At 55.1% G+C, this 15,020-nt stretch carries 7 protein-coding genes; all 7 read right to left on the bottom strand.

Annotated features, from left to right (window positions below):
* Positions 1 to 64: 64 nt before the first annotated feature.
* Positions 65 to 1,411, bottom strand: a complete 1,347-nt coding sequence (locus ACN6O8_RS06105) for a hypothetical protein (protein ID WP_427990180.1) — start codon at positions 1,409 to 1,411, stop codon at positions 65 to 67.
* 18 nt (positions 1,412 to 1,429) lie between these two features.
* Positions 1,430 to 2,137 carry a hypothetical protein gene (locus ACN6O8_RS06100; protein WP_427990179.1) on the bottom strand — a complete coding sequence of 236 codons (708 nt, stop codon included), beginning with the start codon at positions 2,135 to 2,137 and terminating at the stop codon, positions 1,430 to 1,432.
* Between the two features lie 82 nt (positions 2,138 to 2,219).
* On the bottom strand, positions 2,220 to 5,189 hold the full coding sequence (locus ACN6O8_RS06095) for an autotransporter outer membrane beta-barrel domain-containing protein (RefSeq protein ID WP_427990178.1): 2,970 nt from the start codon (positions 5,187 to 5,189) through the stop codon (positions 2,220 to 2,222).
* A 1,947-nt stretch (positions 5,190 to 7,136) separates the two neighbouring features.
* Positions 7,137 to 8,585: a hypothetical protein gene (locus ACN6O8_RS06090; protein ID WP_427990177.1), complete on the bottom strand. Its 1,449-nt coding sequence runs from the start codon at positions 8,583 to 8,585 to the stop codon at positions 7,137 to 7,139.
* 519 nt (positions 8,586 to 9,104) lie between these two features.
* Positions 9,105 to 10,724 (bottom strand): hypothetical protein, encoded by a 1,620-nt coding sequence (locus ACN6O8_RS06085; protein ID WP_427990176.1) that lies wholly within the window; start codon positions 10,722 to 10,724, stop codon positions 9,105 to 9,107.
* Between the two features lie 463 nt (positions 10,725 to 11,187).
* Positions 11,188 to 13,476, bottom strand: coding sequence for an ATP-binding protein (locus ACN6O8_RS06080; RefSeq protein WP_427990175.1), 2,289 nt, complete (start codon positions 13,474 to 13,476; stop codon positions 11,188 to 11,190).
* Positions 13,477 to 13,844: 368 nt separating this feature from the next.
* Positions 13,845 to 15,020: hypothetical protein (locus tag ACN6O8_RS06075; RefSeq protein WP_427990174.1), on the bottom strand; the 1,176-nt coding region annotated here is incomplete at its 5' end.

Genomic DNA, 15,020 nt, shown 5'->3' with positions numbered 1-15,020 from the left:
CCGGGCATGCCCCGTGCATGCCCGGTCTCCGGCCCCTAGCCCGGCAGAATCGTATCTGGCCAGGCTAGCTCTGTAATCGCGGGAGGAATTCAATAGTTTGGGAAGTCTCCAGCACGCACTGGCTTGCGCCTGGCGAGGTATAGCACCCCTGAACGGTGACCTGCTCAGACTCCTTATCTAGAATGTGAATAACGGCATGACCACTGCTTGAAATGTTGCCTGTAAAAGTGTTGGAAGAATCACCAAAGAAAGAACTGCCGCTAACCTGAAACTTGAATTGCAAGTCTGTCGAAACCGCCTTGATATATATCGAGCAAGGCATTTCACCACCCGCCTCGGCGCCATCGGATATCCCGTAACGCACGGTTACGCCCTGCTTGCTTATCGAGATGTATGGCCGGAAATGCACTTCGACCCCTAGCGCCACCGTTGAATCTGCTATATCCGTCAAATTTACATCGACAATATAGTCTGAATACAGCGCAACGTTCAATAATGCTACCCAGAAGCGCCCCCGTCCGGTCTCGTCCAGTCGTAATAAACCGTCGAACGGATCGTGAACCACCGATTCACCAACTTGAACTCCAGGCGGCGCTGAAACCTTGAGCACTTGTCCAGGGGCGCCAAGTACCGAAACCCAGTTTACAGGATACAAGGCGGGAATATCCTCTTCCCAGGGCGGAGCGGACCGCATCGCCCGGGCGACAAGGGGGCTTTCGATCGTCGCCACCACGTCGAGAGTCGCAGCAGGGGACGCTCCTAGTCCGCCATTCAGGCGGCGCAATGAGTAAATGGCCCTACCTTGGCCTCCAATACCAAGGGGCGTCACATATTGCGACGCAATGTTAAAAACAATCGATTTAGCCTGCTCATCCTGGAGAGATATTGTGATCGCCCTGCTAAAATCAGCTGCCGCGACGTACTGACCATTCTTGTCCTTACCTGACCACCGCAAGGTAACAACATCGCCGGCCTTGAGTGCCGGATATACAATACCTACACGCAGGAACCCGTCGGACTGAATTTTCGATAACGGCATGCTCCCCCGAATCGCGTCAGGAAAAATAGGCGCTGGCAGAGACTGAACCGGGCCGTTTGAAACGTCAATCGTGATTGCTTCTGAGCTAGTGGAATTTTGAGCCGGGCTGATAACTGTATAGCCAACTGCGTAGGAACCTGCCTGCAAATTCTCCGATGGAACCTCAACATTCCAGAATTTAGCCGCATAGTTTCTCGAGTCGACGACCAGCGTCGCCTCCATGACACCAAAGACGACGCGTATAACGTCACCCAGCACGGGATATTTGTACGCCGCCACCTGAACCAATATGGGGCTTCCGTTTAGCAAATCTACCCGCAAAATACCATCCACAGCCTGTGGCAACTCAGGAGCGGTGAGCGTGGCAGCCATATCTACCCCTTTTCGAAGCTATGCGCCGGGACGAGCGAGGAACATGAGTTTTACTACAACGATATCCCCATCGTTTGTATCAGGCAGCGTTACCACTCCTCGCACCGTAGCGGGAACATCACATACAATATCAGCCGCCCCAAAACCATTAGAAGAAAAGGGAATGCTGTAAACAGTCGTTCCTGGTTCGGGTGAGGCAACCGGTGCGGCGCCGGCGACGCGCGCGCCATTATCCAACGATAGGTTGAACGTCTTCAATGGCTTATTAATTTCTTTGTCAAGTACAACATAAATGGAGCACGGGGATACACCATCTGCGACTGCGCCAGTTGCGTAGCCATAGCACCAGATGTTGGGCTGAGCAGCGATGCGATAATTTCCAAATATAACCGTGGCACTCACCAGCTGATCAGGACGGTATTCCGGATATGCGGCCATAGAAACTGCCCGCAGATCCGCATCGATCGGTTTGTCCGACGCCAGCGCGTCACTTCTAAATCGCAAGACTGCCCGGCCGCTACGATCTAGGGTTACGAAAGCATCGGGCTGATCGCCTTTATCGAACACCGCCGGGTAGGAGACGCTCGCATAAATCGATGTACCAGGATCTCCGACTAGCGTAGCGGTATTCGAAGGAAAGCGCCCCAACGCGGGCGTAGCAAGGGGTGCTCCTTGAGTGCAGCTTAGAGAGATTCCGTTTGTACTGGCGGTGTTAATTTGCTTCATATCCAGCCCCTTCCAAATAGATTGTTCAATAGGTTAAGGCGGCGCATATGAAATGCATCGAAGAAAATTTCAAGAAATTCTTCTAGAATTCATACCGCAGCCCAATCGTGCCACTCGTACCATTAAAGCCGCCACTTCCAATCCTAGCTTGCCTCGTAACCTGACCAAACAGCGACAGGGACTTTGTCAGTTGTCCCGTAGCCCCCACTCCTACAAATACCGACGAACCAACTTTCCCTCCGCCAACCGTCGCATCTTGTGCGACCGCAACTTGGCTCGCCGCTCCCCAGCTTTGCGAGAGTCCCGCAGTGGCGTATGGTTTCCACGACAGCGTGTGTTTGAGTGGCATGGCAACCCGTACGCCCGCTTGCGCCGTATATATCTGGTCTGAATTGAATGAGACCCCGCCCGCGTCTTTGTCGACCAAGCCGTCAGGCTTCACCGACTGACCGATCAATCGAACGTTTGGCGTGACTTCCATACCATTCGGTAGCAGAAACTGCTTTCCCACATCAAGCGAAAGCGACAGGCTGGTTGCTTGCACACGCCCGGCCCGATCGCCATTGGCTCTCACTTCCCCGCGATACCGAGTTCCAGTCGCAACGGCACCTACATACCAACCATTCGCCCCCGACCATTGAGTCAGCAACGAAAGCGACTGTGCGTCGCTAGTCACCCGGCTACCCGGATCACTCGAGGGAGAAGCACTAAGACTGCCGAGCGTGATGGCCGCCCCCAGCCGGAGGTCATGTGATTGGTTGCGCGCGACGCGCCACGTCGTGCCGAACTGCATGGCACGGTTCGTCTGGCCGAAGTTATATCCATAATCTTGCCAGGACAGGTTGCTTTGGTAGCCGACGGTTTCCCCCACCGCGCGCGCGAACACCTCCGACTGCGCTCGTGCCGCGCCGCCCCCGCGGAGCGCTTCGGAAAGACCATCTTGCAAACTTTGGGCTACGAAATAATCGTATCGCTGCAATGCCGGCCCCACAATGCCGTAAGATGGCACTTGCGGGAGCAGCGCCCGCCTTACAGGAGGTTTGTCGACCACGTCAGGAACCCCGGGGATGATTTCTCCCGATTCGGTCTCATACGCAGTCTGGAGGCGATAATCCCAAGCGGCCTGCGCGCCGGGGATCAAATTTTGGCTGGGATCGGCCAGACCGTACTTGGATTGGGGGCCGTATGCGAACAGGCGGTACTGAAATGCGCTGCCCGGTGCTGATACATACGGCTTTCCATTGTTACTCAGCTGGAAAGCTTCGGAGCTGGAAGCCCCAGCCACTTGAACGACTGAAATGCCTTCGGAGGCAATAGAGCGATGGCTATTGTTTATGTTGGTGTTCGCACCCGGTCCGGAGGGACGAACATTCACATAGGTGGGGTCACCGCTGACATCCCCTCGAATCAACAAGCGGTCGCTCGATTGGTTCATTATCGGCCCACCGCTGTTTAGCACTGTGTTCAAGCCCAAGCTCCCTCCCCCGGTGTAGTCTCCGCTCACGACAAGTGAACGGGGCCCCGCCTCACCTGGGAGGAAGCTGATTGAACCGCGATTGACTAAATTGTGGACCTGTGAATCGTGATCGACGTTCCACTGGGTCTCACTGTCGTCGAGGCTAACATTGAGGGTGCTCCCCTCCCCCTGCGCTGTCGAGCCCGTGAATATGCTTCCGTCGGAGAATCGCGCATCGAGCAACGAACCAGAGTCGCGAGTGGTCATAAGCCCGTTAACTCTCGATGCGGAGGCTAGCAGGTTGAAGTTGGCCTTCCCGCTAACTGTCACGGCAGTCCCAGACCCGGTCACTTGGGACGATCGTAACATCAACGAACTGTTGCCCTGGCCCGCACTAATAGCAGACGCTGCGCCCCCGATCGTTCCTCCGTATATGCGCGTTGAACCTCCCTGCAACGCTAAGCCGCCTACTCGCGTCGCCTCGCCGAGGAACAACACGCCGCCACCCGTCTTGGTCAGCGTGCAATTGCAGCCGTCACTTTGCAATGCTCCGGCCCAACTCGCGGTGTATGCATCGCCGACATTTATCGTGGCCGCCTGCCGTAGTTCGATCGTACGCCGGCTTCCGGCGACGTCTCCTTGCACGTCAAGCCCACCGCCGTCGAGAACCACCTCGCGACCGAGCATAGTATTTCCCAAATTCTCGTCACGACGAATTCGCAGGGTTCCACCCAAAACGCGAGTGTTTCCCGCGTAATTATTAATGCCAGTAAGCTCCAGCGTACCTCCGCCTGACTTCTCCACAAACACGCCTTGTTGCGCAGCCGTGGCGCCACCAAGCTGATATCCAACGACTTGCTCCTGTCCGCTGGCGACCGTATATACCACCTTATCGCTGCTACCGATAACTCCCCCATTGGTACTGGTGCCCTGCACGATCTGCAACTTATCCCAGCTGCGTTCAGGGGAAAGCGTTGAAAGGGGGCCATCAGACAAATCGAGCCATCCGCCGTTGAGTACGAAGCGTTGGGAAAACGTATTTGGACTCGAAATATTTGTCAGTCTGAGAACGCCATTATCGATTTCCGTGCCGCCACCGTATTGGAATACCTGATTGCCCCGAAGCGTGAACGTCCCTTCTCCCACTTTACGGATCATCCCACTTCCGTCTATCACCCCACCGTATGTCGTGGACGCATTGTTGCCTCCCACCTCCAGCTCATTCGACCCGAGGTGGACCAAGCCGGCAGCTCCTTCGAGAGACCCAAGCCTAAACTTCGTAGTGCGGCTAGAAATATCCAAGCTGCCACCAGCATCAAGCGAGGCTGCGGACCCAGAAGCGTCGGAGCCCTCCTGAAACACAAGCGACGCAAGTCCGGTTGTGCCCGTGGCGATAATCGGCAAGCCGCCAGTCCTTGCACCGGAGAGAAAGACGATGCTCCCCCCGTTTTCCGCCTTGGCCCCGACCCCCTGTGCGCTTACATTGGCGACGGAAAGATCCACACCCGTCCCGACGGTAAGTACGCTACCAGCATCCTGGGCATGGATCACGGCAGAGCCCGCGCCGCCGAGCGTCAGATTCGCAAGCGGCAGCATGTCGGTTCCAAGGCCGAGTTCGTAGCGGGCTCCGCCGCGTAAGGAAAGGCCGTGCGAGTCTATGCCGTGAGAGTGGCCGACAAATCCCGGCCCAAACTTCGGTGAGGAAGCTCCCGTGCCATCTAAAACAACCACGGAGGACCGATCGCCCGACGTCTCAACCTTTACATTGGGCCCAATCGTTATTCTGCCGCCTTGCGAAAGAACCCCTGCCGAATTGACACCATATGTATGAACCGTGGACTCCGCAATGTCTACCGTGCCTCCGGCCCCGGCGCCGCCCATGGTCTGGATCCCCGGCGCTCCGGCGCCATAAGTCTCGACTGCCACGGCACTTGAGGCAACCAGACTTCCCCCGCCGGCAGCGACCATGCCAGCGGCGCCCGCGCCTCGGGTAGTAACGGAGGCGTTCGAAATGGCAAGGTTCCCGGCCGACGCAGAACCGGATTGGCCAGCCACGAGCGCGCTGCTGTTGTCATTCTGTGTTTCGACCACAATGCCATCACCAAGGGTCAAGCTGCTTGCATCGTGGACATACGCTGCATATGACTCCTGCCCCCGGGTGGTCACGGAGCCGCCCATCACTTCGCCGCTACCGCCGATGGCTGTGCTCGGGTCGGCACCCGAAGATTCGATTCCGTACGCGGCGCGCCCCGCAGTGTCTAGAGTCGCACCACTCAATTTTGCCTGACCGCCATTGAGAACCCGAAGCGCTACAGAGCGGTCCCCCACAGTCTGAAAGGAAGAACCACTAGTTTTCGATTCAAATAGAGCACTTCTCTCTGACGAAGCAGCAGGAGCCGCCTCCCCCGTGGTTGTAACGGTGATCTTTCCGGGACCGTTCACCAATCCGCTCGTACCTTGCGCTTGTATTCCGACGCTAGTGTTGCCGGTAGTCTGAACACGTAGGCCCCCCTCGCGAATGACAATCGCCCCATCTTCAGCACGGATACCGGAAGAATTGACGCCCGAGGTAGTTATGTCCACATCGTCTACCGCACCGTAATTCGGGAGCCTGAAAGATGCGAAAAAGCCAGGCGAGCCGTCGCCGAATGTCTGAACCTGCGTCCGCTTTGCCTCCAAGCTGGCAGTACTAGATGATCCAGAACCCAGCATCAATAGTCCAGGAGCTCCTGCCCCTACAGTAACCACAGTCGAGTCCTCCACAGTAGCTGTTCCACCGCCTCCCACAGCTACCCCCGCGCTGGCCAATGTTGCCGCACCCAAGCCGCCTCCGGCGCCGCGCGTTTCAATAGTGCTACTTGATATATCAACGCGAGCCCGGTAGCCGTAGGCCACAGCGGCCGTAGAGCTATTACCATTCGTTACTATCGTCGCATTACGAAGGGTGACGGTTCCCTCGAAATCCTGCGTCTCCTGCGGCACTCCCCCAAATCCATCCCCCGCCATCACCCCCGAGATCGAATTGCCTGACGTCTCTATCGTAATTCCATTCGTGGCAGTGACGCTTCCTTTCCTATTAGCCCAGACCGCAACTCCTAATTGAAATCTGGATGTGTTCGTCAAACGAATCAGATTATCACCCGCCGCAGTCACCTGGTTAGGGCCTGTTGCGAGTCCGCGCGCCGCAGGAGCAGAAAACACGATGCTGTCGCCAAATGCGAGGTCTTGATCCCATGTACTCGTATGCTCAGTTGCGGCAAGGACGGGCGCGCCGCAAACAATTCCACACGTGGCCGCTCCGAACATCAACCAGCCCCGTGCAAAAATCTCCGCGATAGCGCTGTATAGTGGCGTCGCCCTCCAGCTGTCGGGCCCACAAATCGAAGAGCCATAATTCCTCTTCATGTTGCAACACTCCTAAAAATTCCGCTTAGGCTAGAATTCTGGAGTGTTTAGAAGAAGGGGATTTTTGGTCTTTCGCCAAGCTGTTTTGAGTTGGCGCGCCCAGCCACAACCTTGTGGCCTATAAATTACAACCGAAAGCTACAGACGGCGTTTCAAGGTGGTTTCCAACAACACCGGCGGGTCTGGTTTCCAGCCGAGGACATGCGAATACCAAACCGCCCCTGTTGTTAAAGACAACACCGAATAATCCGCCATAAATGTACCAACGCCATTTCCGGGCGCGGGTTCGTACGAATAATCACGGACACGTTCACTGGGGATCGGAACAGATATATCATTGACAGGCACGGATTGCAGTATTAATTTATCCAAGACAATCCTCATCCCCTTCGCGCCCCCCGTATCGGGAGACCAAGCATTCAAATATAAATATACTTGAACGGAAAATCCTCCTGGGTCTTCTACTGAGAATTTTGGAATTGTCAGCACGAGGCCTCTATCGAGAGCATCAAGGTTTATGAGCCGCTTTAACTCTGGGGCTAGCATAGGCGCCGCGAGCGTTCTCGGCAGATTCGGGTCAGGTCCGACATAGGGTTCACCCACCGCGGCAAAATCGAAGGGGAAAGACTCGTAACCATTTGCGCCGCGCTGCACCATATATGCAAGCCGGTTCAGTCTTTTACCACTATTATCCAAAGCGCTGTAGGCAAAGCTATCACCGACTGTCTGCATCTCCTCAAGCGACATGATTTGCCCAAACGTGTGTACACCGCCCTTTCCATACAACCAAAACACGCCGCGCAGACCATCGCCCGTGACTGAACGCCCGACATACACGGTGAAGCTCGTTTGACCCGCAGGAATGAGCACCGGATCTAACACTCCCTCCGGAGCGGGGTACCTGGGCATGGTGATATCAAGATCGAGAAAAGCATACTCTTGACGTTGCGCGGTACCCGCGGCCGTGTAGGTGAGGCGCCCTATAGTAGGTTGATTCGATAATACTCGAAGCTCCACGGCACCGCCCTTGTCTGTTTCGGCGATATAGCCCTTCCCGAGCGGATCCAACGGGAGAGAGACAGGGGGATAGGGAGATTGCCCTCCATAAAGAGAGACCACGGGAGGGTCAAATGCCAGATAGACCGGATGACCCGCCACACCCTGTCCTTCTCCATCCACCACACGAATGTAAATCCGCAGCGCTCGCGTATCTTCACTTGGATCTGGCGGTGCACTGAACGGAGTAATGCCTGCGTAGACCTCTGCCAACGCTTGGCGATTGGCCATGCTCAGCACCGCGGCTGAATACTGTACGGTAGCGTCTCCACCTTGAGTCCCAGCCGCTCGTGCGGATAGTTTAATTTTGGCTACCTCAGAACATTGAATGCGAGTCGTAGCATAAAACCCATCGCCGTACGGGGCGACCTCACTTTCAACAGGATCAAGCTTCACCCCCTGCCCTTCGACCGCCCATACAACGCGGCTTGGAACGCTCTCGCCCTCAGTAACAAGCACCTTGGCGACTACATCATGGACTTTCCCCACTTGGAGCACGGCGCCATCGTCCGGATAGATCGAAATAGCCAACAATTTTCGCTCTCCTAAATGTGGCTGAACGCGATCAGCGGGCTGCTCTTTCGCCTGCCGAAATCGTGGCCACGTTGCGGAACGCCGATCAGAACGATCCTGGGCCGAAGTAGAATTGCCATATGGGGATTAAGTCGTGTCGGGAACGACACTGCACATCCCTTTGTATCGCGGGTCGATTTGATCCACGAACGACCTGAGGCGAAAACAATTGGTGTAATAGCGAAAAAAGCCATTCACCCTCGCACCGAGCCATTTTTCTTTTCGATAAAAATGCACAACACCATGCCGGTCATGTGAGCGGCGGACCCCAGCGGAATGTGGATCCAGAAGCGTCATCGAGGCGGGGAGCCCCGAGCAGCCCCCCCCCTTTTCGCGTGAAGCCGAGTGATTTTCTCAAGCTGGACAGACACCACATCACACAGCGCCAACATTCACGCCTCATGGCCGCCATCCTGAAGTAGCGCGATTACGCCATCAGCAGGACGGCAGCCACCACTAGAGCTCCACATAAACCATCTATTCTTCCTCGGTATCTTCCGGAATCGGAGTGCCTTGGATCTTTCTCGCGGCACTGGGGATAACCTCCCCTGCCATTTTTTCCCCGCCGGAGATCGAACCAAGCGGATCCGGCGGCGTATCCAGCGGAATCTTAGGGTCAGCTCCGAGCACTTTCGAGTAAAACACGCTCCGCTTGGTATTAGGCGGCGCACCGCTAATTGCAGTTACTGTATATTCGGCACGGAATGTTCCGGATTGATTTTCAGGGGCGGGACTTTTGTCCCAGCCGCTCAAGTCGAAATAAGCGAGGAGGAAATCCACGTCGGCAGCCGGGAGGTCGGCGGTGGTATAGGATTTCGGGTCCAGGAGTAACGTCGCAGGCTTTCTAGGTAGGCCGGTTTCATGATCCCAGCCCGTGAAGTAGATCGAAACCTGCAAAATGTATGCATCCGCCGGTTCCAAATCCGCCGCCGTGAAACGCGGAACCGTTAAAGTAATTCCGTGCTTCGCAAAGTAGACATTGACAATTTGCGTGTTAATCGTTGGCATTGCGAGCGGCCGGTTCGCTATGGTAGGATCTGGCCCCGACGGTACTTGGCCTACAGCACTAAATCGTTGAAAAACGGATTGCGCGGCGTTCGCCCCTTTTTGTACGAGATAAGCTACTGAGTTCGTGCGTGTACCGTCGGTGACAACGTCAGAAAAAGCAAAGGGCTGGCCATTGAGTTTCAGATCTCCAGGAGTGGTGACAGCTCCGTAGTGCTCGACACCGTCCTTACCCTGCATCCACATCATGACATAGCCGGCGTCGTCTACTGGCGCGCTGACCGGAATACGCTCGTAGAAAATGGAAGAGGTCATCTTTGAGAGGTTTACGGCGGTGGATACTCCCTCCGGCGCAGGGTATACCCCATCGGTGCGGGAGAAGGTGGCGATCGCAAAGGTGGATTCGTAGTTGTCACCGGCAGCCACAGCGAACATTTTCCCGAGAACTTGTTCCCGGCTCCCCCCCCTTAGCCGAATGCGGCCATTCTCATCAGTTCTGGTGACAAGTCCCTTCCCGTAAGGATCTGTCGGCAAACCTGCGGGCTGCCAAGTCGTGCCGTCAGGACCAAGACCGTACAGCGTTACTACGGGAGGATCAAATCGGAAATAGACCGGATGATTGGCTACCGGCTCGTCTATACCCTCAACGTCGCCATGAATTCTGAAGGCAAGTTCTACAGTCTGGTCCTCGCTTCCTGGCACCACGGGCTCGGAAAAAGGTGGGTTGTGTGCGATAGCTCTGGTAAAGATGGCCTCGTTGTCAATTTCCATGTTCATTGCAACTGCAGGCAGGGTCTCGGAATCAGGGGCTGCACCGAGGCCCTCGGCCGTGATTGTTGCCGTACCGAGTTCGAGCATTTGTAGCTCGGTCACCGCATAGTATCCAGTGGTTTGCTTTGGTCCTTCTGGGCCATCCACGACAAAGGTTCGACGTTCCACCTGACTTTCAGTTGGATAGAAGCGCCCCTTGGTTGCAGGCAATATTGTCCACCGGATTAGCGTGACCGAGGTGGCGTCCGATAGCTGGGCGTAGACAGTCATCCGCTTTTGAAGCGGGGCGACTACGGGATTCGGGAAAAATGTCATGCTCATTTTGCTGCTCCGTAGGGAATTATCCAGTAGTGGGATCTTGTAGTGCGCACGCCTTCGTTATGTTTGTTATTTCTCCCACACTTTTGGATTGCGATATCCTCACATTCGTGCCGCTGGTTGGATGCGAAGCGAGCAACAGCGCTCGTCTCCTTTGGCTGACCTATTCAACCCTCGCGGGCGTCGGACAAAGACCCGCGCCGCTGCGGCACCTGGATAGGAGCAGCGTTGACCTGAAAAGGGCGCTTGGGGGTTCGCAGTCGTAATTTCAGACGATACAGGCGAACGCTTTCGTGTTCAGCGACGACAGGCTGCGCGTTGACACCGAGCCAATGCCGCGGACAACACCTAGAGGAAGCGGGATTGCCGCGCCGGCACCCCGCCTTTGTGTCCACATCTTGCGACTCCTGGCATCCACCCGATCAAGGATGTGCGAGACAAGGCATCGACAAGCGGTTGCACTCGCCTAAACAGCGGCGCTTTCTGAAGCGCATGCAGCGAGAGCAAGCGCTTCAACACGGTCCAGATCTAGCACCTCTACGGCACGCTCCACCTCTGTCGCGAAGCGACCGTAGCCCGGATATGTGGCTCGCAACTCGGCGATCCAGTGCTCGATCTCCGTGATGCGCCCTTCGCGCGCGAACGCCGCGAGTTCCAAGCGCATGTAGGGGGGTGGCAAGGCGTCGACAAAATCATCGGCGGCACGTTTAGCTGCGTGATACTCCGGCCTATCTATCGGTGCGACTCGACCAACTGTCTCGCCAGCCAAGGGGAAGCGCAGAAGCAGTTCGAAAACACTCCCATGTCCTGCGTCCACGTTCTTTAACCGGAGTGTCCCACCCATGTCCATAACGATCTTCTCGGCGATATACAAACCCAGGCCCACACCGTCTGTCTCACGGTTGGTCCGAACGTAAGGCGCGAAGATCAGCGACTGATCTGACACCGGTATACCAGGGCCATCATCCTCGACCAAAACTGTAAGCTCACAGTCGCCATCTTTTAATTGTGCGACCGCCCTAAAGCGAACGACACCGTCTGTAGTGAACTTCGCGGCGTTAGACAGCAAGTTGAGGAATACCTGCTGTAAACGTACGCCGTCGGCCTCAACCGCCACATTAAGCATACAGTGGATCTGTGGTTCAAAGCGGTTTCCATGCTCGGCACATGCACGCGCCCCATAGTCACACACACTGATCAAGAGGTCCTGTAAATCCAGCGGACGCGGCTGCAACTGAAACGGGGCCAGTTCGCCTTTGGAGTACTCAACAATGTCTCGGATCAACGCCTGCTGATATTGAAGACTCCGCTCCATCGCATCGACATAAGGCTGTATCTCTTTACCCCCCTCGATTTTTAGGATGCCAACGTACCCTAATACCGTCGCCAAAGGAGCCCTCAAATCGTGACTGACGTAACCTAGAACGCGCGATCTATCCTCATTTTGGCGCCGAGCATATTCCAATGATTCATTCAACGCGGCCGTCTGTCTCATTACTTCATTCTTTAGGCGCTCTTCTTCGTCTCGCTGAAGCGTTTCCAGAGCGCGCCTAGCATTTTGCCGCTGCCGCCCAATGTGGGCGAACCAGGCGGCGATGAAGGCGACATTAACCGCCAATCCGGCGAGAGCCCACCAAGGGTTAGGATCAAATCCCTGCTGTGGATCCGGAGCCCACGAATAGCTCGTGCCACGCTCTTCAAATAAGCGCAGGAGGATGGCAGCCATTGCGCCCACTGCCAGAATTCCTATAACAGGCGGGGGCCGCATGACTCGTTTTATCAGAGTAGCCGCCAGACCCAGCTTTGCCGCATTAAATAATGCGCCACCATATATCGCCAGTTGTGCCGCTGCGGCAATATTTCCAACAGCCCCAACGACCATGACCCCACCCATAAAGCAAGCCAACAGGGTGAGCAGGTACTTTGCAGGCAATTCAAAACCTTCTTTTTTGGCGACACTATGGGCGAATGTGATGAACAGAACGACGACCAACCCACCGAGTACCGTCGGGCTACGATAATTCCACTCCGCAAAGTTTGGCCAGAATATGGTCTTTCCATATCCGCGCCATGCCGCCTCAAACCCACAAAGCGCAACGCCTAAAAGAGCCAGCCATCCGAAGCTACGCATCGGCGAGAAGACAAAAAGCAAGAAACTACAAAAAGCAAAAGCCGCCAAACCGCCAATGAGTACAGTGTTCCAAAACGTGATGGAGACTTCTTGCCTCAAGAATACGTCTTCGCCAAACAGGTAAGGATCAAAATGCAATGGGGTGCCACTGCGGGCTGCAATATAAACGGTTGCAGACTCACCAGCCTGTAGAAGGACGGGAAACAGCGGGTAGCGGCTCGGGGTCGGTTGCTCTGCCAGCGGAACAGCTGCCCCAGCTCGCATTATCCGAAGATCACCCCCATAGCGAAAAAACTCCACTTCCTCAATGCGCGGCGATCCGGCCAATACGTACAGCCTTAAGTCAGAATCCGCAAGATTTCTTATTGTGAAGCGGATCCAAACCTTCGCAGTTGTAAATCGAGATTTGAAATCGGAGGCTTGTGCAGGGCGAAATTTCCCGTACATAGACACGTCCGAAAAACTTAATTCCCCACTGGCATCGTCAAAAATTTCTGCGTACTTTTGGATTCGGATAGGCCAGGTAGCAACCGTATCCACGTCTATAGGATGGCCCGCCGCGTTTCCGGTATCGAACCATAAGGCGGAAACCAAGCATGTGAAGATCAATATCAGATAGCGCATGGTCTACCGGCCGTCGGCGTGCCTGAATCTGAGTGGCAGTGGATTTTTACTATGGCGGAAATTTTACTTCCTACTGCACGACAAAGGTCGCCCTGATCTTAATTTAATAGGGCACCAACGCCGAAAAACCAGCATCGACGCGTTTACAACAAGGGGCCGCATGCAATCCTGCATACACTCGACATTACACATAAATCAGGTTGCTTTTGCCAATAGCAGCCACAAGGCGATTTCTACCGGCGCGTTCAACAGCGAACCCCTCTCTTATACCTGGGCAGAGTTGGCAGACAGAAGATATGAACCTGAGCCAGACAGGTTGCGTTGCAAAACCGCCCTCGAGGGGCGGTGCCAGCGATCGGCGAGCATCTTCAACCAGGCGTCAGAGATGTCCCCTCGCGAGCCACAGTCTCAGGGAGGTAATAGTCAACAGGTGTAAATTCGAATGTTTCATCTCCCTGCACGTAATTTTTTGCCACGCATTCATCTCCATAGGCGACCGGCTCGGAAGTGCGGATGTACGAGGTGAGGCCCTTACTTAAGGCTTGCATGACGATGCTCTGCCGTACCCAAATAGGGTGGACGTTACCCCACTCTTGAACAATTTCCATAATTTCAACCCACGAGGCGCCAAATATGATATCAATGGAGCCATTTTTAGCCCTCGCCGTCACAAGGAAGTAGGGGCCAACTCGCTGAGGCACGGAGGCATCGACCAATTCCACCTTTGCACCTTTATGTACGGGCGCTTGGTCTTGGGCGACGAACGAATACGTAGACGGCGAGTTCGTATAATCCGCACGACCCTCAAAAGAACATATTCCATTAATAAGAGTTATAATGGGCAAATACTTGCCGCAAATGTATAGCACTCCGCGGTCTTTTCCAAAATTACCGTGAAGCCTGGTGTTCCATCTGACGTATCCGTTGCCGCCAGTAAACTGCGGGGTTGGGATCTCCCCTCTCAATTCCTCTTTTACCGGCTTCCACGTTTTGAATTCGGCATATTTTTCAGGCATATCGTCTGTGGAAACATGGAAATTCCCGCAGTTGCCATACTGGTCATACAGCTTGACGTCTAGACGCGCGGTCCGCCTGCGACTTTTGTCATACCAATATCCAAAATAGCCGTATACGGTTAGCGCAAATCCTTGGAAGTCCTCATCGAAACGCGTCAAGCCTGACGCATGATAATAGACTTCGTATTCGCCCAACGGAAATTGACGCGAATGCGAGGCGTCGATCGAGTTACCGTCCAGATCTCTCAGGTTCATCGGCCAGAAGTAGGCCGCATGAGTATACAGATGCTCGCCCCTGTACCCCACACAGTACCCATTGAGCGCGGAATATTGATTTTTGTCCACTCGCACTTCGTAAAGGTTTGCGCCATACTTGACCACCGTTGGCCCGGTTAATCTGAAGGTGTAATCAATCTGACGCGAACAGTTTCCTTCAGGCGCTGGTTCGCTAGGATCCGTAATCCCTTCGTCGTTCGTGTCCGGATTGGTTCGGAGTGTCGCTTGGCAATCCAAATCCTGGAGCGTATA

The organism is Achromobacter sp. (genome assembly GCF_050285565.1).
In the GTDB taxonomy this organism is placed as follows: Bacteria; Pseudomonadota; Gammaproteobacteria; order Burkholderiales; family Burkholderiaceae_B; genus Achromobacter.
Note: the sequence above shows the minus strand (reverse complement) of the source record. Positions and strands in the feature narration are given on the sequence as shown.